Raw genomic sequence first — 19,977 nt, forward strand, 5'->3', positions numbered from 1 at the left:
GTCGACGCCGAACCGTTCTTCGGGGCGGGCGTCCTACCCCTCCCCATGGCCGAACGCGTCACCAGCGAGGGCGTCCGCACGCTCGACACCGTCCTCGAACGCTACGGATCGACGAACCGCCCCCAACTGCGCGTCGCCGACCCCGACGCGGTGCCGACGGGCGAGGTGGTCCGCCTCGTCGTCGACGACACCGAGTACCGCGCGCGAATCGAGGCGGACGCCTCGGGGAACGCGGTGCTCCGCGGGGCGTTCGAGTCGCCGCGGCTCGCGCGGACGCCCGGCGAGGGCGAGAACCACCTGCGCGCGTGGCTCCAGGGGCTCGACCTGGACTACGGGCGGACGGTCCACCTCGACGTCGTGACGCCCGACTACAAGTACGGGGTGCGCGCGCCGGGCGAGCGCGCGACCTACGCGGCGACGGACGCGCCCGACGAGGGGTTGGCGAGCATCGCGCGCGACCTCGACGGGTGAGCGCTCAGAAGTCGGGGATGTCGCGGAAGGTCGCCCGGTAGTCGTCCGGGGTGAACTCGGCCGCGACGGCGTCGAGGGCGCGCCGTCGCTCGCCGATCTCCGCGACGAGGTCCTCGCGCGCCGCTTCGTCCGCCTCCGGGCCGGCGAGCGTCGCCCGCTTCGCGCAGAGGTCGTAGAGCTCCGCGAGCTCGTCGTCGTAGCGGGTGCGACGCAGGAGGCGCTCGACCGTCCCGCGGAGGCGGTCCCGCGAGACGGGTTTGACGAGGTAGGCGTCGAAGCCCATGTCGACGATGTCCCGGTCGGGCTCGACGGCGGTCACCATCGCCACCCGGCAGTCGTGGCCGGCCTCGCGGATGCGCGAGAGCGCCTCGTCGCCGGACATCTCCGGCATGTCGCGGTCGAGGAGGACGACGTCCACGTCGTCGTCGACGACGTCGAGGGCGTCCGGTGCGTTCGAGGCGGTCCGGACGCGGTAGTCGTCCCCGAGCTGGGCCTCGTAGAGCTGGAGGTACTCCTCCAGGTCGTCGACTGCGAGGACCGTCGGGTCGGCGGGCCGGTACGACGAGTCGGCGGTCACGGCCACTCCCCCGCCTCGCCGTCTCCGCCCGTGTCGTCACCGCGGTCCCTCGGCCGGCGTTGCGACCCCGTCTTCGACGCTCCCGCGCGACTCATTTACGGTGTCCCGGTTTCCGCTTTGACCGACCTAAACGTTCCCCCGCGTGTCAGCCGGCTATGGGATGCGCTGCCACACATAACACATAAACTTGCCGATTCACATAGCATCGGGTGCCGGCCGGCAAAACGGCCAGTATACGACGGTAACGGCTCTGTATGGGTTGTTAGTGTCTACCAAGATCGGGAGTCACCACCGACAGGTTTAAGTACGTTTCTACCTTATGTATGGTTAGGAAGCACCGGTCGGAGGGACTTATACATTCTTCCTCCACCGGGTCCGGAGTATCCCCATCATGAGTGACACCACGATCCGCACGTACACCAGCGACAGTCAGCGAACAGAGCGCACGACGGAGGAGACGACCGACGAGCGGACCGACGTCGACGTCTGTCCGGAGTGTGGCGGCACCCTTCACACCGACGAGTCCCACGGCGAGACCGTCTGCGCCGACTGCGGCCTCGTCGTCGAGGAGGACGGCATCGACCGCGGGCCCGAATGGCGGGCGTTCAACAGCCAGGAGAAGGACCAGAAATCGCGCGTCGGGGCCCCCACCACGAACATGATGCACGACAAGGGGCTCTCGACGAACATCGGCTGGCAGAACAAGGACGCCTACGGCAACTCGCTGTCGAGCCGCCAGCGTCAGAAGATGCAGCGTCTGCGCACCTGGAACGAGCGCTTCCGCACCCGCAACAGCAAGGAGCGGAACCTCAAGCAGGCGCTCGGCGAGATCGAGCGCATGGCGAGCGCCCTCGGTCTTCCCAAGGAGGTCCGTGAGACGGCGTCGGTCATCTATCGCCGCGCGCTCGACGAGGACCTCCTCCCCGGGCGCTCCATCGAGGGCGTCGCCACCGCCGCACTCTACGCGGCGGCGCGTCAGATGCAGACCCCGCGCTCGCTCGACGAGGTCGCCACCGTCTCGCGCATCGACGACATGGAGTTCAAGCGGACCTACCGCTACATCGTCCGCGAGCTCAACCTCGAAGTCGCCCCCGCCGACCCCGCGAGCTACGTCCCGCGTTTCGTCAGCGAACTCGACCTCTCGGACGAGGTCGAACGCCAGGCCCGCGACCTGCTCCAGACCGCCGGCGAGAAGGGGGTCACCAGCGGCAAGTCGCCGGTCGGCCTCGCCGCCGCCGCGATCTACGCCGCGAGCCTGCTCGCCAACCAGAAGGTCACGCAGAGCCAGGTCAGCGACGTGACGGACGTCTCCGAGGTCACCATCCGCAACCGCTACCAGGAGCTCCTCGAGGCCGCCGAGAACGCGGCGTAAGCGGGTCACTCCACTCCGGTGTCCGTGACACGACCCCGCGCCGTGTGACGCTTCGGTGCAACGGTTCGGTTGCGACTTTTCGCGCTTCGACGACACGCCCCGTAGCGACGGCGTTCTCGCTCTACTCCCGGATTCGTTCGCCCGCCTCGACGGGGACGCTCACGTGGTTCCCCCCCGGGGGGACGACGCACGCGAACCCGTCGTCGTACGCGCAGAAGGGGCTGTACGCGGTGTTGAAGTCGATGACGACGTCGTCGCCCGTCTCGAACGTCTCGACGTCGAGTTCGAGGTAGCGCCCGCGTTCGTACGTCGCCTCGCCGTTCGTCGGGTCGGTGAAGGGCACGAAGAGGCCCTCCTGTGCGGGCGCGGCGTACGCTTCGAGGACGTGGTGCTCGTCCGCGAGCGTGAACCCCACCGTCGCGACGCGCTCGTATGTCCGGTCCGGGCCGGCCGTCGTCGCCAGCTCGACCTCCTCGACCTCGCTCGGCACCTGGATGCGCGCGACGACGCGATAGCGCGGGTCGGGCGCGTAGTAGTCGAGGCCGTCGAAGGCCTCGCGCTCCCCCGGCGGGATCGGCGACTGGGGGTGGTCGGCGAGGAACTCGTCCTTCTCCGCGCGGTACTCGGCGATACGCTCGCGCCACGCGCGCTCGTCGAAGTCGGACTCGGGCATACCCCCCGTAGTGCGTCCGGCGCGGTAAGGCGTACGGTAGCGGCGCGTTTTTGTCCCGGCCGCGCGATGCCCGTCCCGTGCGCTCGATATCCGGCGCCCGCGGCGGCGGCCAGCTCGTCCGCAGCGCCGCCGCGTTCGCCTGCCTGACCGGCGAGGCCGTCGCGGTGACGGACGTTCGCGCCGCCCGCGAGACCCCCGGCCTGAAGCGCCAGCACGTCGCCGCACTCGACGCCCTCGCCGCGATCACGGACGCCGACCTCGACGGCGCGCGCGTCGGGTCCGAGCGCGTCGCCATCGACCCCGGTCCCGTCGCGGGCGGCGACGCGCGCGTCGAGATCGGGACCGCGGGCAGCGTCCCGCTCGTCGTCGACGCCGTCCTCCCGCTGGCCGCGCGCCTCGACGACCCCTTCCGGTTGACCGTCACCGGCGGGACGGACGTCCGCTGGGCCCCGCCGCTCGACTACCTCCGGTGCGTGAAACTCCCGCTCCTGCGTGCGCACGGCCTCGACGCCTCGCTCACCTGCGAGCGCCGCGGCTTCTACCCCGCGGGCGGCGGCGCGGTGACGCTCACGCTCCGGCCGTCCGACCTCGATTCGCTCTCGCTTTCGGCGCGCGGCGCGCGTCGGGGAATCGACGTCCGCTCGGTGGCGAGCGAGTCGCTCGCGGACGCCGACGTGGCCGAGCGGCAGGCGGACGCGGCGCGCGACGCCCTCCCCGGCGACGGCGAGACGTCGGTCGCGTACGTGCCGGCGGACTCGCCCGGGTCGGTCGTGACGCTCGTCGCCCGGTACGCGGGGGTCCGCGCGGGCTTCTCGGCGCTCGGGGAGCGCGGGAAACCCGCAGACGACGTCGCCCGCGAGGCCGTCGCCGCCTTCGAGGCCTTCGAGGCGACGGCGGCGAGCGTCGATACGCACCTCGCGGACCAGCTCCTCCCGTTCGCGGCGCTCGCGGGCGGCGAGTACGTCGCGCCCGAACGGACCGCGCACCTGGAGACGCACGCGGCCCTGCTCGAAACGTTCGGGGTGGACGTGACGCTCGCAAACGACGCGGACGGCGAAACGAAAGGGCGGGGAGACACGACGAAAGGGGAGGGGGACGCGAGAGCGGGCGACGGGACCGAAAGCGACGGAGATACCGACGGGCCCGTGCGGGTGCGCGTCGCGCCGGGCTTCAGTCGGTGAGGCCGTAGCCGCGCTTGAAGAGCGCGACGTCGACGGCGAGGACGACGGCGGTGAGGCCGACGAGGACGCCGAGGGCCTCGTTCACCGGGATGTCGGACACCCCGAGGACGCCGTAGCGGACGCCGTTGACCATGTAGACCATCGGGTTGAGGTAGGAGGCGGTGAGCGCCGCGCCGCTGAGGGCGTCGAGGGAGTAGAAGACGCCGCCGAAGAAGACGAGCGGCCGGAGGATGAACTGATTGAGGACCGTGAGGTGGTCGAAGTCCTCGGCGACGAGGCCGCCGACGACGCCGAGGCCCGCGAACAGCGTGGCGATCACGAGCAGGAAGACGACGGCGTAGACCGGGTGGGCGAGCGAGTGGACGGGCGTGAAGACCGCGCCGATGACCGCGATGAGGACGCCGATGATGATGCCGCGCAGCGCCGACGACGCGACGTAGCTGAACACCATCGAGCGATAGGAGAGCGGCGACGTCAGCGGCTCGTGGATGTACTCGTTCCACCGGCCGTGGAAGATGGAGAACGAGGCGTTCTCGAAGGCGTTCCCGATGGCCCCGAGGACGACGAGGCCGGGGAGGATGAACTGGATGTAGGGGACGCCGCGTATCTCCTGGATACGCGCGCCGAGGATGACGCCGAAGACGGAGAAGTAGAGGACGTTCGTGATGAACGGCGGGAGGAAGGTGTTCCAGGGACGCCGGAGGAAGCGCAGTATCTCGCGCTTCGTGAGCGTCTTCGTCCCCGTGGAGAGGAGGCCGCTCTCGCTCATCGGCTCGCCTCCGCGGCGACGCGCTCGTCGCCGTCGCCGTCACCGTCCGCGTCCGCGTCTCCATTACCGCTCCCCGCGCCATCGCTCGACCTGCTCGTCGCTCCGTCGTCCGCGCCCTCCTCGCGGCGCGTCAGGTCGACGAACACCTCCTCGAGCGAGGTGCGCTCGATGTCGATGTCGAGGGGGGTGTGGCCCGCGGCTTCGAGTTGCCGGAGGACGCTCGGGACGACCTCGCTCGCGCTCGTCGCGCGGACGCGGAGCGCGTCGCCCTCGACCGTCACGCTCTCGACCCGCTCGTCGTCGAACGCCGGGGCGTCCCCGACGTCGCGCTCGCAGTAGACGGTGAGGGTGTCGCTGCCCTTCTCCGTGAGCTCGTCCGGCGTCGCCACCGTCACCTTCCGCCCGGAGTCGATTATCGCCACCTCGTCGCAGAGTCGTTCGGCCTCCTCGATGTAGTGGGTGGTGAGGAGAATCGTCGTCCCCTCGTCGTTCAGGTCGGTGATGACCTCCCAGAGGTCGTGGCGCAACTCCACGTCGACGCCCGCCGTGGGCTCGTCGAGGATGAGGAGGTCGGGGTCCGTGACGAGGGCGCGCGCGAGCATGAAGCGGCGCTTCATCCCGCCGGAGAGCCAGTCGAAGCGGACGTCGCGCTTGTCGTAGATACCGACGCGCTTGAGCGCCTCGACGGCGCGCTCCTCGGCTTCGGCCTCGGGGACGCCGTGGTAGCCGGCCTTGTGGTGGAGGACCTCCTCGATGGGGAAGAACCGGTCGACGTTGAACTCCTGTGGGGCGAGCCCGATGGCGTCGCGTGCGCCCTGATAGTCCGCCTCGACGTCGTTACCGAACACTTCCGCGCGGCCGCCGGTCTTGCGGACGAGGCCGACGAGGACGTTGATGAAGGTCGTCTTCCCCGCGCCGTTCGGCCCGAGGAGGCCGAAGAACGACCCCTCGGGGACCGTGAGGTCGAGACCGTCGAGCGCCTGGACGTCGCCGTAGTCCTTCTCCAGACCCTCGACGCGGATGGCTGGTGGCATTCGTGTCCGAATGGAGGCGACGGCCCGGATTAAGACCGGCGGAACCCGGGCCATAACGCCGAGAACCGCGGGACGGAGTCACACGCGCCCGAGCATCTTTCCACGCGCTCGCCGTTCGGCGGACCCTCGCTTCGCTCGGTTCCGCTCGCGGGTCGTGCCGTCCCGCTCGCCGTTCGGCGGAACCTCGCTTCGCTCGGTTCCGCCTACCCCGTGTTCTTCATCCCGGCCGCGATGCCCTTCACGGTGAGCCGCAGGGTCCGCTCGGCCTCGTCGGTGCGGTGGGTCCGTCGGAGGAGCGAGACCTGGAGGGCGTTGAGCGGGTCGACGTAGGGGTTGCGGCGTTCGAGGCTCTCGGCGAGCCAGTCGCGCCCGACGAGCTCCTCGGACTCCAGCACGTCGAGGACGGCGTCGCTCGCGCGCCCGTACTCGGTCTCGATGGTGGGGAAGATGCGCTCGCGGAGGTCGGGGTCGGCGAGCGCGGCGTACTCAGCGGCGACCTCCATCTCGGTGCGCGCGAGCGCCATCGAGGCGTTGTCGATTGTCGTGCGGAAGAAGGGCCACGCCTCGTACATCTCCCGCAGCGTCTCGACGTCACCCCCGTCGTCGAGGTAGGCCTCGATGCCGGTACCGAGGCCGAACCACCCGGGGACGACGCAGCGAGATTGGGTCCACGAGAACACCCACGGGATGGCGCGCAGGTCCTCGACGCTGCGCTCCGCGGAGCGACTCGCCGGCCGCGAACCCATGTTCAGCTCCTCGATGACGGTTATCGGGGTCGCCTGCTCGAAGTAGGAGACGAACCCCTCGGTGTCGAGGAGGCCCCGGTAGGCCTCGCGGGCCGCGGGCGCCATCGTCTCCATCGCCTCGACCCACTCCGGGTCGATGTCGTCGCCCCGGTCGCTCGCGACGTCGCGCTCGCCCCGCGAGACCGCGTCGTAGCGCGCGCGGAGCTGGGCGTTCAGCATCTGTTCGAGGTTCCGCTCGGCGATGTAGGGGTTGCCGTAGGTGTCCGCGATGGACTCGCCCTGCTGGGTGAACTTCACCTCGCCAGTGACCGTCTCGGGCGGGAGGGCGAGGAGGGCCTCGTTCATCGGGCCGCCGCCGCGGGAGATCGAGCCGCCCCGACCGTGGAAGAGCCGAAGCTCGACGCCGAGGTCGTCCGTGATGTCGGCGAGCTTCCGCTGGGCCTCGTTGAGCGCCCAGTTCGCGGCCAAAAAGCCGTTCTCCTTGTTCGAGTCCGAATACCCCAACATGACCTCCTGGACGTTCCCGCGGGCGTCGACGGCGGCGCTGTAGGCCTCGTTGTCGAAGAGGGTCTCCATCGTCTCGCGGGCGTTCCCGAGCGCGGACTCCGTTTCGAGCAGCGGGACGACGTCGAGCCCGCAGTGCCCGGGGAGGTCGACGACGCCCGCCTGGTCCGCGAAGAAGAGCACTTCGAGGACGTGGCTCGGGCGCTCGGTCATGCTGATGCAGTAGGTGTCGATGGCGGCCTCGCCGTACTCGTCGTGCCAGTCGCCGAGCGCGTCGAAGCGCGAGCAGACGCGCGTCGCCTCCTCGGAGAGTCCCTCCGTGTCCGCGAGGTCGAGGACGGCCTCCTCCTGGAGCATCGCCTCGGTGAGGAACTCGACGCGCTCGTCCTCGTCCATCCCCGCGTAGTCGACGCCCTCGCGTTCGAGGGTCTCCTCCAGCGTCCCGGTGTGCATCTCCTGGTGGTCGCGGAGGTCGAGGCTGGCGAGGTGGAAGCGGAAGGTACGGACCTGCCGTTCGAGGGGGTCGAGGTACTCGTCGGCGATGCGGTCCGCGCCGTTCGCGCGCAGGGCGTCCTCGACGACGTCGATGTCCGCGAGGAACTCATCAGCGTCGTCGTAGCCGCCGGGACGGACGTCGCGGATGCGCGCGAGGCGACGCCACATGACGAGCACCTTCTGACGCAGCGGTTCGTCCGGGTAGCGCTCGCGGGTCTCCGAGACGAGCGACGGCACGCGTTCGGCGTCGCGGTTGAGCGACTCTTCGACCTGCTCTAGGTCCATCCGCGAGGCGTCCTGGCTGAGCACGCCGGAGACGTCGTCGAGCGCCTCGCGGTACTTCTCGACGACGATGTGGCGCTGGCGCTCGAGGGTCTTGCTCGTCACCTCCGGGGTGACGTAGGGGTTGCCGTCGCGGTCGCTCCCCGCCCACGAGCGGAAGTCGAGGATTTCGGGGACGGCGGGCGGGTCGTCGTACTGTTCGGCGAGGGCGTTCTCCAGGCGGTCGTACACCTCGGGAATCTGGTCGAAGATGGCGTTGGCGAGGTACCAGTGGACGTTCCGGGCCTCGTCGAAGGGCTCGGGGCGTCTGTCGCGCACCTGCTTGGTCGTCCAGAGGCTCTCGACGAGCGCGTCGAGGCGCGCGAGCTTGTTCGCCTGCTCGCGCTCGGTGAGGCGGTGCTGGTCGAGTTCTTCGAGGAGGTCCGTCACGCGCACGAGCGTCGCCTTCACGGTCTTGCGGCGGGCCTCCGTCGGGTGGGCGGTGAAGGTCGGGACGACACGGACCGCGTCGAGGACGTCGGCGACGTCGTCCGCGCTCGCGCCCCGCTCGGCGAGGGTCTCGACGGCCGCGGGGAGGCCGTCGGCGAGCGTCCCCGCGTCCTCGCCCTCGCGGAGCGAGCGGACGCGCTCGCGCTCCTCCGCGAGGTTCACGAGCTCGAAGTAGGTGGTGAACGCGCGGGCGACCGAGGCGTTGACGGCCTCGTCGTTCGCCTCGACGAGCCGCTGGAGGGCCTCCCGGCTCGCGGCGTCGCCGCGTCGATAGTCGATCGCCGCCGTCCGGGCGTCCTCGACGGCATCGAACGCCGCCGGCGAGGCGTGGCGCTCGACGGCGTCGCCGAGCAGCTCCCCCAGTTCGCGGACGTCCTGCCGAACGCTCCGTCCGTGTAAGTCCATGGTACGCCATTCCGCGGCGTGCTCCCTATAAACCACCGGCTTCTTCCAGTATTGCCACGGACCCGAGTTAACGCTGTGACGCCCGGGGTGCCACAACCTTTTGGAGCGTTCGGCGAGGCGAGTGAGTATGAAGCCGCGCCGACGGGTGATCGACCGCCTCGGCCCGCTCGCCCTCGGAATCGCCGGGTTCGTCGCGCTCGCCGTCCCGGTCGTCGACCTCGTCCTCTTCGCCGGTCGCGGAGCGGCCGCGCTCCCGACACTCGCCGAGAACGCCCTCCCGACGCTCTGCGGTGTCCTCCTCGTCGCGGTCGCGTACTGGCTCGCCGCCGGGGGGACGCGCCCCGGGGAGAGCCGCCGGGTCGTGGGCTGGTGTCTCGGTGCCGTCGCGGTCGTCGCCGCCCTCCACGCGTGGCTGTTCGGCCTCGGCCGCCTCGCCGCGGACGGCGTGCGCCCGTACGCGATTACCGCCAACGCCGTCGCGGCCGCGGGCGTCGGCGGTCTGCTCGCCGGCGTCTACGACGTCCGCCGGGGGCGTCGTGCCGACGGGGCCGACGCCGACGCGGCCGCCACCGACGAGGCGGGGGCCGAGCGCGAACACCTCGCGGCGCTCTTCGAGGGGACGACCGACTGCGTCCTCCACGTCGCCTACCGGGAGCGGGGACCCGTCGCGCGGGCCGCCAACGAGGCCTTCGAGGAGACCTTCGGCTACGACGAGGCCGACGTCGTCGGCCGGCCGCTCGCCGACCTCATCGTTCCCGGCGGCGAGGGCGAGACGCGCGTCCCGGACTTCGAGCGCCGCGTCCGCAACGGCGAGTCCTTCGAGACCGAGGTCACGCGCGACACCGCCGACGGCCCCCGGCGCTTCCTGCTCCGGCTCGTTCCCCTCGACCCGCCCGGGGAGGCGTACGCCGTCTACACGGACATCACGGACCGCAAGCGCCTCCACGAGGAAATCGCGGACCGGAACCGTGTCGAGTACCTCCACCGCGTCGTCTCCGACCTCGCGGACGTCGACGACGCGGCCGCCGTCGCGGACGTCGTGTTGGACGCCGCGACCGAGACGTTCGACAGCGAGGTCGCGTGCGTCGTCGTCGACGGCGACGTCGTCGCCTCGCGGGAGACGGACGGGGACGTCGTCGCCGCCGACGCCATCGGGGCGCTGGAGGACGCCGTCGCCCGGGAGCGCTCGGTCGTCACGACCGCCGACGACCGGGCGGTGCTCACCATCCCCATCGGCGACCGCGGCGTCGTCCAACTCGGCACGACGGGGTCGTTCGACGACCGCGACCGGCGCGTCGGCGACCTCCTCGGGACGCACGCCGCGGAGACGCTCGCGCGCATCGCCCGCGACCGCGAGGTCCGCGCGGAACGCGAGCGCCTGGAGTTCGTCAACCGCGTGCTCCGTCACACCCTCCTGAACGGGATGAACGTCGTCCGGGGCCGCCTCGACCTGCTCGACGGACACGTCGAGGACGCGTACGCGGAGCACCGGCGGACGGCCGCGGCGCGCGTCGAGGAGATGATTACCCGCGTCGAGACGATGCGCTCGTTCACGAACGCTGTCGTCGCCGACGACCCCGACCTCCGCCCGGTCGCGCTCGACGACGTCCTCGCCGACGAGGTCGAGCGGGTGCGCGGGGACTACCCGGGGGCGGACATCGCCGTCGAGGGCGACCTCCCGGCGCTCGACGTCCTCGCCGACGACCTCCTCGGGGAGGTGCTCGCGAACCTCCTGACGAACGCCGTCCAGCACAACGACCGCGAGCACCCGACGGTCCGGGTGGCGGCGTCGGTCGACCCCGAGACGGTGACCGTGGCCGTCCGCGACGACGGGCCGGGGGTCCCGGACGCCGAGAAGGAACGCATCTTCGAGAAGGGGATGGAGGGCCTGCAAAACCCCGGGGACGGCTTCGGGCTCTACCTCGTGGCCGAGGCCGTCGAGCGCTACGGCGGGGAGATAACCGTCCGCGACAACGACCCGCGCGGGGCCGTCTTCGAAGTCACGCTCGAACGCGCCGACGCCTGACGGCTCGGGACTCACCCCGTTCCCCGCCTCCGTGTCCGGACACACCCGCGGCCGCGCTCGACGTCTCCCGCCGCGCACACGCGGGCAGCGTGAAACCGCGGCGGGAAAGCCATAAGACTATACTGCCGGGCGGACGTACTAGCCCCAACGCGACCTCCCCCACTCCCCCCTCACTATGCCATCCGACGACGATCCGGGCCACGGCGACGCCTCCGATGCGGACGAGCGCGGTCTCCCCACCGTCCTCGCCGTCGACGACGATCAGGATCTCGCCGACACCTACGCCATCTGGCTCCGCGACGACTACGACGTCCGCACCGCATACGACGGCGAGAGCGCCCTGGAAACCATCGACGACGCCGTCGATGTCGTGCTCCTTGATCGCCGCATGCCCGACATGTCCGGCGGCGAGGTGCTCGACCGTATCCGCGAGGCCGGCTACGACGTTCGGGTCTCCATGCTCACCGCCGTCGAACCCGACGTCGACATCGTCGACATGGGCTTCGACGAGTACCTCGTGAAGCCCGTCACCCGCGAGGACGTCGTTGACGTCGTTGAGCGCCTCCTCGCGCGCGCCGACTACGACGACGACGTACAGGAGTACTTCGCCGTCTCCGAGAAGGTCGCCACCTTGGAGGCCGAACTCTCCCCCGAGGAGCGCTCGGAGAGCGACGAGTACCAGCGACTCGCGGACCGGAAGACGGAGTTGGAGGACGTGGTTGACGAGGAGCTGATGGAGATGCAGGACTTCGAGGACGCGTTCCGCGAGATCGAGGGGTAGGGCGTTTTAGGCGACGCCGATATAGTAAACCGGCTTCGGCTTGCCGTTCAAGCGACCCCTGTATCCTTATCCACGACTATTGCGCCGCCGGTAGCGTTCTCAAACTGTTTCGGGGTCGGCGCATCGACAACGTTGTCGACGTACCACAGTTGATTGTCGCTGTAACGGACGAAGACTATCTCTAACTCCTCGTCGCCGTCGACGTCGTACGTCGTGAGCGGTACTTTTGCGGCTTTCATATCGGTAAGCAGCTTTTGCGAATCGATATTCGCATTGACGTACGAGACGTAGCCGGACGAGTCGACGTACGGAACGACGGCAGCGGTGCTATCGTTCGCGAAGTCGGCCGGTGCTCCGACACCGTATCCCCCGATGCCCTGCACTTCGCCGTTCGTCTCTTGGTCGGCCGGGTTCGTCTCACGATATGAGATGGTACTACTCCCGTCGAGGTAGACGAACTCCGGTTCTCCATCGGCATCGATATCGCCGACGCCAGCGATAGCCGAAATACTGTCGGTGTCATAGTCACTGAAGAGAGTGTGTGCTACTCCCGTTCCGGGGTTAATCCGGTGAACCTTGTCGCCGCCGGCGTAAAATATCGAAGGAGCACTCCCGTTCCAGCTCCCGACGGCGAGGAGGGATGAGGAGTCCTCGGCGTTCGATACCGGTAGTCGCATTGATCCGCTCTCGTTTGCGAGGTAGATGGTGCCGCTGCCGTCCGTGTACGGAACGTCGAGATAACCATCGCCGGTGAAGTCGTACTCCTGCGGCCCGATGACCGTGGCGGTCGTTGGCGGGAGGCGCGTTATACGGCCAGTGGCGGACACAACTGAGAGGTTCGTCGACGCAGTGCTATCAGTGAAGACTAGTCCTCCGGTCTTCGGAATGACGCCGTAGCGGATGTCGTCGGTGCCACCGCCGTCAGGTTCGTCGTCCGCGTGGTAGCTGGCCGTCACAGTCCCGAATGCCTTCGGTTCTATGTGGATGTCCGTCCGATACGTCACGTCTGGCGAGACATACGCCGCGTTCACCGTCGCCGCGTAGACGGCCGACACGGCGTACGGTGAGCGATTCGGTGTCTCGTAATAGTTAGACGTGGACGTAACGGCCGTTCCGTCCGCCCGCTTTACTACCACGACGTACCGACCACTCGCGCGACTCCCGTTCTCGACGGTCACGCGCGTGATGTTCGCCCCGTTGAGGAAGTCCAGCGCCGGACAGTCGTCGCCGCCAACAGTCCCGTTCGCGAAGTCGATCGTCGTCGGTTCGCCCGCGCGACACGTCTTCCCGACTAGCGTGTCGTTGACGACGATCCCGTCCCCGGACGCGTTCGCGTAGATCGCGACAGGCTGTACGATGCCGCTTTCGAGCGCGACATTGAGGGCGAACGCGCGGGATACGCTGTCGGCGTCCACCGTGCTGACGTTCATCCGGAACCCACGGACGTCGAGGGCATTCGAGAATAGCGGCCAGTTCCCCTCGTGAGCTTTATTAGTAAAGCTTCGATTCTGAGCTTGATGGACACTCGTTCCGGGTGTGACGTGTACCGTTGCGTTGACGAGTGTTCCGTACGCGCCATACTGCTGGGTGAGGAGATCGGAGAGTGAGTGTGTCCCTTTGCGGACGGTAACGGGTGCTTCTGCCCCATAATCACGCACATTCGCCGCCGACACCAGTCCGCGAACGCCGTCCTCGACGGCGTGCTCGTAGGCGATGGCGTCGCCCCCGTCCGCGGTCGGTTTCGTGGCGAGGTACTGCGTGAAGACGAGGCTGTTGAGGACGAGCGCGAGCGCGACGAGCGCCACCGCGATGCCGACGCCGGCGATGAGGATGAGCTGGCCCCGGTCGTCGCCGCGTCGGTCGTCCATTCGTGCGTCCCGTTGTCGACCCGGCGGGAAATAGCTTCCCGCCCCGAGGGCGCCCCCACGGGGTTCCGTGACGGTCCCGCGACCGCCCCGTGCCGGGGCGCGCCGGGACGCGCGGACACCGCAAGGCTCACCGGCCGACGCCGCGAGGGGACGGGTATGCACGTCGGGGTGCTCGGCGCGGGGTCGATGGGATCGCTGTTCGCGGGCCTGCTCGCGGCGGCCGACGTCGAGACGACGCTGCTCGCGCACGGCGGCGACCACGTCGCGGCGGTCCGCGAGCGCGGCCTGCGGATCGAGCGCGCCGACGGGGAGCGCGAGGTCGTGGACATCGACGTCGTCACCGACCCCGCGGAGGCGCCGGCGCTCGACGCCGCGCTCGTCTTCGTGAAGAGCCACGCGACCGCGGACGCGGCCGACGAGTGGCGCGATGCGCTCGCGGGCGCACACGTCGCCACGCTCCAGAACGGCCTCGGGAACGCCGAGGCGCTCGCGGCCCGCTTCGACTCCGTGCTGGCGGGGACGACGAGCCACGGTGCGTTCGTCGAGAAACCGGGGCTCGTCCGGCACGCGGGCGTCGGCGACACCCGACTCGGGCGGTGGTGCGGGCCGAGCGACGACGCGCCCGCGTGCCTCGCGGGGACGCTCTCCGCGGCGGGCGTCGACACCGAGGTCGTCGCGGCGCCGCGGACGGCGCTCTGGCACAAGGTGCTCGTGAACGTCGGCATCAACGCGGCGACGGCGCTCGCACGCGTCGAGAACGGCGCGCTCGCCGAGCGCGACTCTGGACGACGACTTCTCAAACGCGCCGTCACGGAGGCCGCGCGCGTCGCCCGCGCGGAGGGCGTCGCCGTCGACGACCCGGTCGAGGAGACCGTGACGGTCGCCGAGCGGACGGCATCGAACGTCTCCTCGATGCGCCAGGACCTCGAGGCGGGGCGGGAGACGGAGGTCGAGGCGCTCCACGGCGCGGTGGTCGCGCGTGCGGTCGAGCACGACCTCCCCGCGCCGGTGAACCGGACGCTCGCGGACCTCGTGCGCCTCGCCGGGCCTCAGGATTCGGGGTCGTCCGGCCGCGGACAACCGTAGGTGTCGCGGACGGTGTCGGCGAGGACGCCGCCCTTCTCGGCGACGAGGTAGACGAGGACGAAGCCGTGGGTGGCGGGCCGGAGGACGAAGACCTCGTTCGGGGCGTCGAAGCCCGCCTCGCCGTCGCGGAAGCGCGCGATGAGTGGTTCGAGCGGCGCGGTGCCGTCGCGGAGTTCGGCGTAGACGTCGCGCTCGCCGGCCTGCTCGGCGAAGGTGTAGACCGCGCCGTTGGGCTCGCCCGACTGGTCGTAGGTCGGGCGGGCGTTGACGCCGCTGTTCTCGCGGCGGGCGTCCTCCCACGTGTCGAGGGCGGCCTCGAAGAGGTTGGCGACGCCGTCCGCGTACGCGAAGAGCGTGCGGTCCGTGATTTCGTAATCGACGACGCGCGCCGTCCCGTCGTCCCACGCGAGGTCGCCGTCGAAGCGGTAGCCGGGGCGCAGGCCCTCGGCGGACGCGACGTCGACCGCCTCGCCGTCGTCGAGGGAGACGCAGCGGAGGCGTCCGTCGGCCGCCCGCGAGCGGACGCGGTACGTCCCGGTGGTCGTGGGTGTCACACCCGAGCGGACGGGGGCGACGCGCAAAAGTCGCGCGGCTCGCGGGCCCGTCACTCGGCCGCGAGCGCGAGGCGGCCGGCGACGAGCGCGCAGGCGACGCCGAGGGCGATGCAGACGGCGAGGAGGTCCCAGCCGGCGGCGTAGCCCGCGGTGTCGGCGAGATAACCGAAGGCGGGCGGGACGACGAGACCGCCGAAGTTGATGGTCGTCTGACCGGCGGCGGTGGCCGCGCCGGATTCGCCCTCGCCGGCGAGCGCGACGAGCGCGCCGTGGTAGAGGCCGGTGACGCCGAGGATGCCGAGGCCGAGGACGGCGAAGCCGACGGCCGCGCCCGGCATCGCCAGGAACGGGATGGCGGCCATCGTCACCGCGCCGAGGCCGGACTGGGCGGCGAGGACGCGGATGGAGGCCGTGGCGGCCGTCCCGCGCACGCGGTCGGCGAGCGCGCCCGCGCCGATCCGGCCGACGCTCCCCGTGAGCTGGGTGACGCCGAGGACGACGCTGGCGACGGCGGCCGTCGCGGTCGTGTCGGCCTCCAGGTAGGGGACGGCGTAGCCCGTCGTGGTGAAGACGGCGGCCCCGACGAAGAAGCCGCCGGCGGCGAGCGCCATCAGGGGCCGGTTCCCCCAGAGCGCGCCGACGTCGGGGAAGGAGAGGGAGCCGGTGCCGCCGCTGCCCTCGTAGGAAAGAAGGAAGCCGACGCCGACGACGCCCGCGGCGGCCGCGGCGACGAGGAAGCCGAGCTGCCAGCCGAGAGCGTAGGCGGCGAGGCCGGCGACGACGAACGCCGCGAGCGCGGAGCCGAGCGTGACGCCGACCTGCTTGATGCCGACGGCGAGGTTGTACGACCCGCGGGGGGCGCGCTCGGCGACCGCGACGTTCGTCGACGGCATCGCGGTCGCGTACGCCGCCCCGAGGACGAAGACGGCGACGAGCAGCGTCGCGTAGCTCGTGGCGAAGGAGACGCCGAAGGCCCCGAGGGCGAGGCCGGCGAGGCCGCCGACCATCGCGGGGCGGTCGCCGTAGGCGTCGACGAGCGCGCCCGCGGGGAAGAGCATCAGCGTGTAGCCGAGCGTGAGCGTCGTGATGACCAACCCGACTTCGACGCCGGAGAGGGAGAACGCGGTCTGGAAGGCGTCGGTCGCGGGGAACGCGGAGTAGTAGCAGAGGCTGGCGACGACCTGCCAGAGCGCGACGACGAGGACGCCGCGCCACCCGCGCTCGTCGCTCACTGCCGGGCGGAGAGGAGGACGGCGATGCCGGCGACGAACGCGAGGACGTACGCGGGGTGGGCGCTCGCGTAGCCGACGAGGCCGGTGCCGGCGAGGGCGAGGTCGCCGGCTTCGAGCGCGGCGCGCGACCCGACGCCGTCGCCGACCGAGACCCACGCGACGAAGTGGAGGAGCCCGACGCAGCCGACGACGCCGCCGAGGAACTCGCGCGAGCGCGACCCGACCGCCTCGAAGACCCGGGAGCTGAGGGTGGAACGCATTACGGCGGAGTGGGTCCGGCGGGAGCAAAAGCGTGGTGACATCCTCGCCCGCCGTGAACGGCGGGGCTTCCCACACAGTGAGAACCCCGGCACGGTGCCGAGAGAGGTTTCAGGGCGCGTCGTTCCGAGCCTCAGACGGCAGGGTCCCTGCCTTGGCCCGGAGTGCCCTGCAGTGCTGTCACGGGCACTCCCATCCGCAAGCGTGTCATTGCCGTCCGGTTTCTCGGGACGGCTCTCACCCAAGCGGTCATCCGGCGGGGGACCGGACGAGTATAGTTCAGCGAAACCACGTCGGCCGACGCAGGCACAGCCCGCGTTACCTGCTAATAGGTGCTTGAACACACTATGACTTTCGGTTGGGGGTTCGACCCGGCCACCGACGGCAGTTGTACATTTGATAGTCGCATTCCCTCCCGGCCTAAAGGCCGGGATTCCCTGCTTGAATTAAGATGGGACGCGACGGGGCGCGCGCCGTCGGGCGGTTCGCGCGACGCGCGACGAGCGACGGGACGACCGGGCGCGGACTCGTCACGGGCGAGCGTGTGCGTCGCGGGTGCGCGGCGTGCGTCGCGGGACGCGAGTCGCCGGCGAGTCGAGGGTTCTTGTCCGCGCCCGTCCAAGCGCGGCGTATGCGAGCGTCCAATGACCACCGGATACGTGCCGCGCGGGTCGCCCTCCGCGAGCGCGGGGCGGCGGCGCTCGCGCTCACGCCGGGCGCGAACACCGCCTACCTCGTCGACTACGCGGCCGACGCCGGCGAGCGCCACGCCTTCCTGTTCGTCCCGGCGGAAGGCGACCCCGTCCTCGTCGTCCCCGAACTCGACGGGGCGCGCGCACGGGCCGACGCGGCCGTCGCCGACGTGCGGACGTGGGGCGACGCGGACGACCCCCTCGCCGTCGTCGACGACGCGCTCGCGGACTGCGGCGTCGCGGGCGGCGAGGTGTTGCTCGACCCCGAGATGGCCGCCCGCTTCGTCCTCGACCTCCAGACGCTCCGGCCGGACTGCACGTTCGGCCTCGCCGACGCGGTGCTCGGGCCGCTGCGCGCCCGGAAGGACGACGCCGAAATCGACGCCCTGCGGCGTGCGGGGCGCGCCGCCGACCGAGCGATGCGCGACGTCCGCGAGTGGGGCGACGACGTCGTCGGCGACACCGAGCGCGAGCTCGCGCGCCGGATCGAGACGCGCCTCGACGCGCACGGCGGGACCGGGACGGCGTTCCCGACCATCGTCGCGTCGGGGCCGAACGCCGCGAATCCGCACCACGAGCCCGGCGAGCGGATTATCGAGGCGGGCGACCCGGTCACGCTCGACTTCGGGACGCTGATGGATGGGTATCCGAGCGACCAGACCCGGACGGTCGTCTTCGCGGGCGACCCGCCGGAGGGGTACGCCGCGGCGCACGAGGCGGTCGTGGCGGCCCAGCGCGCGGCCGTGGACGCCGTCGAACCCGGCGTGCCGGCGGGCGAGGTCGACGCCGCGGCGCGCGACGTCATCGCGGCCGCGGGCTACGGCGACGCGTTCCTCCACCGCACCGGCCACGGCGTCGGTCTCGACGTCCACGAGCCACCGACCATCGTCGCCGGGAACGAGACGCCCCTGGAGGCCGGGATGGTGTTCAGCGTCGAGCCCGGCATCTACGTCGAGGACGCGTGGGGCGTCCGAATCGAGGACCTCGTCGTCGTCACCGAGTCGGGGTGCGAGCGGCTGAACGACACGCCGCGCGGGTGGCGAATCTGACCGGCGGCGGCCGGCTTTTGGGGGTGCATCACGCAGCGGGTGTATGGCGACCGTCTCCGAGACCTACATCGAGAACCGGAACCGCGTGCAGCCGAACCACGCGAACAACTACGACGCCGTCCACGGCGGGAACGTGATGAAGTGGATGGACGAGGTGGGCGCGATGAGCGCGATGCGCCACGCCGGCGAGTCGTGTCTGACGGCGAGCATCGACCGGATGAACTTCATCCGGCCGGTGCCCGTCGGCGACATCGTCGTCATCCGCGCGTACGTCTACGACGTCGGTTCGACGAGCCTGAAGGTCCGCCTGCAGGCGTTCGGCGAGGACCCCCGGACGGGCGAGCGCGAGCAGACGACGGAGTCCTCCTTCGTCTACGTCGCCGTCGACGAGGAGAACGAACCGACGTCCGTGCCGGCGCTCGACGTCGAGACGGACCGCGACGAGGAGCTGCGGGCGGCGGCGTTCGAGAAAGGGGAGTAGGCGACGACCGATAGGGAGTCGCCGAACGAACGAGCGGCGAACCGGAGCCGCGAGTAACGCGGCGGCTTCGTCGCCGCGGACACGCGAACGGGGAGCGACGCGACCCGTGAGCAGGGACGACCGATAGGGAGTCGCCGAACGAACGAGCGGCGAACCGGGAGCCGCGAGTAACGCGGCGACTTCGTCGCCGCAGACACGCGAACGGGACGTGAGCGCGCTCGCTCGTCGGCGCATCCGCGGGGGTTTTGTCGCCGCGGGCCCCTCCTCCGGGCATGGTTCCACCCCTCGCCGTCGACATCGACGGCACGCTGACGGATGGGGCGGGCGCTATCGACCCGCGGGTGTTCGACGTCCTGCAGGCGTGGGCGTCGCCGGTCGTCGTGGCGACCGGGAAGGCGTTCCCGTACCCGGTGGCGCTCGCGCACTTCCTCGCCATCGAGCGCGCGGTAATCGCGGAGAACGGCGGCGTCTCGCTCGTCGGCGACGACCTCGTCGTGCACGGGGACCGCGCGGGCGCACAGCGCGTCGCGGACGCCTACCGCGACGAGGGGTACGACCTCGGGTGGGGCGGCGTCGACCTGACGAACCGGTGGCGGGAGACGGAGGTCGCGGTGAGCCGCGACCGGCCGCTCGCCCCCCTGCGACGCCTCGCGGAGGCCGAGGGACTCGAAGTCGTCGACACGGGCTACGCCTACCACGTGAAGGCCCCGAATATCAGCAAGGGCCGTGCGCTGCGCGACGTCGCGGACCGACTCGGTTACGACGTGACCGACTTCGCGGCGGTCGGCGACTCGCGCAACGACGCGCACATGTTCGAGGAGGTGGGGACGAGCTACGCGGTGTCGAACGCGGACGAGCACGCGCTCGCCGCGGCCGACAACGTGACCGAGGCGTCGTACGCGGGCGGGTTCGTCGAGGCCGCCGAGGCCATCGCGGAGCGGGCGGAGTAAGT

General features: G+C 70.8%; 18 protein-coding genes. 9 read left to right on the forward strand and 9 right to left on the reverse strand.

Annotation, left to right across the window (positions count from 1 at the left end; all coding sequences use genetic code 11):
• Nucleotides 1–45 precede the first annotated feature (45 nt).
• Entirely contained in the window at nucleotides 46–471 is a 426-nt protein-coding gene (locus tag IEX84_RS11770) for a DUF7112 family protein (RefSeq protein WP_188872773.1), read from the forward strand.
• 4 nt (nucleotides 472–475) lie between these two features.
• Here IEX84_RS11770 and IEX84_RS11775 read toward each other — a convergent pair whose 3' ends face one another.
• Nucleotides 476–1,048: a response regulator transcription factor gene (locus IEX84_RS11775; RefSeq protein WP_188872774.1), complete on the reverse strand. Its 573-nt coding sequence runs from the start codon at nucleotides 1,046–1,048 to the stop codon at nucleotides 476–478.
• Nucleotides 1,049–1,439: 391 nt separating this feature from the next.
• On the opposite strand from IEX84_RS11775, the gene IEX84_RS11780 reads away from it, so the two are divergent.
• Complete coding sequence (locus IEX84_RS11780; protein ID WP_188872775.1) at nucleotides 1,440–2,420, forward strand: transcription initiation factor IIB; 981 nt, start codon at nucleotides 1,440–1,442, stop codon at nucleotides 2,418–2,420.
• A gap of 121 nt (nucleotides 2,421–2,541) precedes the next feature.
• On the opposite strand, the gene IEX84_RS11785 is transcribed toward IEX84_RS11780, so the two are convergent.
• On the reverse strand, nucleotides 2,542–3,093 hold the full coding sequence (locus IEX84_RS11785; protein WP_188872776.1) for a DUF1684 domain-containing protein: 552 nt from the start codon (nucleotides 3,091–3,093) through the stop codon (nucleotides 2,542–2,544).
• 77 nt (nucleotides 3,094–3,170) lie between these two features.
• On the opposite strand from IEX84_RS11785, the gene rtcA reads away from it, so the two are divergent.
• The gene (rtcA, locus tag IEX84_RS11790) at nucleotides 3,171–4,274 is read left to right on the forward strand and encodes an RNA 3'-terminal phosphate cyclase (RefSeq protein ID WP_188872777.1); all 1,104 of its coding nucleotides are present in this window, start codon (nucleotides 3,171–3,173) and stop codon (nucleotides 4,272–4,274) included.
• Here the strand turns inward: rtcA and IEX84_RS11795 are convergent.
• From IEX84_RS11795 to ppc, 3 genes are all read right to left on the reverse strand, one after another.
• Nucleotides 4,264–5,043 carry an ABC transporter permease gene (locus tag IEX84_RS11795; protein ID WP_188872778.1) on the reverse strand — a complete coding sequence of 260 codons (780 nt, stop codon included), beginning with the start codon at nucleotides 5,041–5,043 and terminating at the stop codon, nucleotides 4,264–4,266. The two genes, rtcA and IEX84_RS11795, sit on opposite strands and share 11 nt — an antisense overlap.
• Nucleotides 5,040–6,077, reverse strand: coding sequence for an ABC transporter ATP-binding protein (locus IEX84_RS11800; protein WP_188872779.1), 1,038 nt, complete (start codon nucleotides 6,075–6,077; stop codon nucleotides 5,040–5,042). Before IEX84_RS11800 ends, IEX84_RS11795 begins: the two co-directional genes overlap by 4 nt.
• A gap of 203 nt (nucleotides 6,078–6,280) precedes the next feature.
• The gene (gene ppc / locus IEX84_RS11805) at nucleotides 6,281–8,998 is read right to left on the reverse strand and encodes a phosphoenolpyruvate carboxylase (protein ID WP_188872780.1); all 2,718 of its coding nucleotides are present in this window, start codon (nucleotides 8,996–8,998) and stop codon (nucleotides 6,281–6,283) included.
• 127 nt (nucleotides 8,999–9,125) lie between these two features.
• Here ppc and IEX84_RS11810 point away from each other — a divergent pair, with 127 nt between their 5' ends.
• Nucleotides 9,126–11,024, forward strand: a complete 1,899-nt coding sequence (locus tag IEX84_RS11810) for a sensor histidine kinase (protein WP_188872781.1) — start codon at nucleotides 9,126–9,128, stop codon at nucleotides 11,022–11,024.
• A 175-nt stretch (nucleotides 11,025–11,199) separates the two neighbouring features.
• Complete coding sequence (locus IEX84_RS11815; protein ID WP_188872782.1) at nucleotides 11,200–11,805, forward strand: response regulator; 606 nt, start codon at nucleotides 11,200–11,202, stop codon at nucleotides 11,803–11,805.
• 47 nt (nucleotides 11,806–11,852) lie between these two features.
• Here IEX84_RS11815 and IEX84_RS11820 read toward each other — a convergent pair whose 3' ends face one another.
• Nucleotides 11,853–13,673, reverse strand: a complete 1,821-nt coding sequence (locus tag IEX84_RS11820; protein WP_188872783.1) for a DUF7261 family protein — start codon at nucleotides 13,671–13,673, stop codon at nucleotides 11,853–11,855.
• Nucleotides 13,674–13,829: 156 nt separating this feature from the next.
• On the opposite strand from IEX84_RS11820, the gene IEX84_RS11825 reads away from it, so the two are divergent.
• Entirely contained in the window at nucleotides 13,830–14,759 is a 930-nt protein-coding gene (locus IEX84_RS11825) for a ketopantoate reductase family protein (protein ID WP_188872784.1), read from the forward strand.
• On the opposite strand, the gene IEX84_RS11830 is transcribed toward IEX84_RS11825, so the two are convergent.
• Genes IEX84_RS11830 through IEX84_RS11840 form a run of 3 tightly spaced genes read right to left on the reverse strand, consistent with a single transcriptional unit; the run spans nucleotide 14,723 to nucleotide 16,805 of the window.
• Nucleotides 14,723–15,313 (reverse strand): DUF6663 family protein, encoded by a 591-nt coding sequence (locus tag IEX84_RS11830; RefSeq protein ID WP_188872785.1) that lies wholly within the window; start codon nucleotides 15,311–15,313, stop codon nucleotides 14,723–14,725. The two genes, IEX84_RS11825 and IEX84_RS11830, sit on opposite strands and share 37 nt — an antisense overlap.
• Nucleotides 15,314–15,363: 50 nt before the next feature.
• Nucleotides 15,364–16,545: an MFS transporter gene (locus tag IEX84_RS11835; RefSeq protein ID WP_188872786.1), complete on the reverse strand. Its 1,182-nt coding sequence runs from the start codon at nucleotides 16,543–16,545 to the stop codon at nucleotides 15,364–15,366.
• Nucleotides 16,542–16,805, reverse strand: a complete 264-nt coding sequence (locus IEX84_RS11840; protein ID WP_188872787.1) for a hypothetical protein — start codon at nucleotides 16,803–16,805, stop codon at nucleotides 16,542–16,544. The genes IEX84_RS11835 and IEX84_RS11840 overlap by 4 nt, the downstream gene beginning before the upstream one ends.
• A gap of 629 nt (nucleotides 16,806–17,434) precedes the next feature.
• On the opposite strand from IEX84_RS11840, the gene IEX84_RS11845 reads away from it, so the two are divergent.
• The 3 genes from IEX84_RS11845 (at nucleotide 17,435) to IEX84_RS11855 (ending at nucleotide 19,975) form a co-directional block, all read left to right on the forward strand.
• Nucleotides 17,435–18,544, forward strand: coding sequence for a M24 family metallopeptidase (locus IEX84_RS11845; RefSeq protein WP_188872788.1), 1,110 nt, complete (start codon nucleotides 17,435–17,437; stop codon nucleotides 18,542–18,544).
• Nucleotides 18,545–18,587: 43 nt separating this feature from the next.
• On the forward strand, nucleotides 18,588–19,025 hold the full coding sequence (locus IEX84_RS11850; protein ID WP_188872789.1) for an acyl-CoA thioesterase: 438 nt from the start codon (nucleotides 18,588–18,590) through the stop codon (nucleotides 19,023–19,025).
• A 272-nt stretch (nucleotides 19,026–19,297) separates the two neighbouring features.
• Nucleotides 19,298–19,975 carry a phosphoglycolate phosphatase gene (locus tag IEX84_RS11855; RefSeq protein ID WP_188872790.1) on the forward strand — a complete coding sequence of 226 codons (678 nt, stop codon included), beginning with the start codon at nucleotides 19,298–19,300 and terminating at the stop codon, nucleotides 19,973–19,975.
• Nucleotides 19,976–19,977: the final 2 nt, after the last annotated feature.

Origin of the sequence: Halarchaeum rubridurum, assembly GCF_014647115.1 — an archaeon.
GTDB classification, from domain to species: Archaea; Halobacteriota; Halobacteria; order Halobacteriales; family Halobacteriaceae; genus Halarchaeum; species Halarchaeum rubridurum.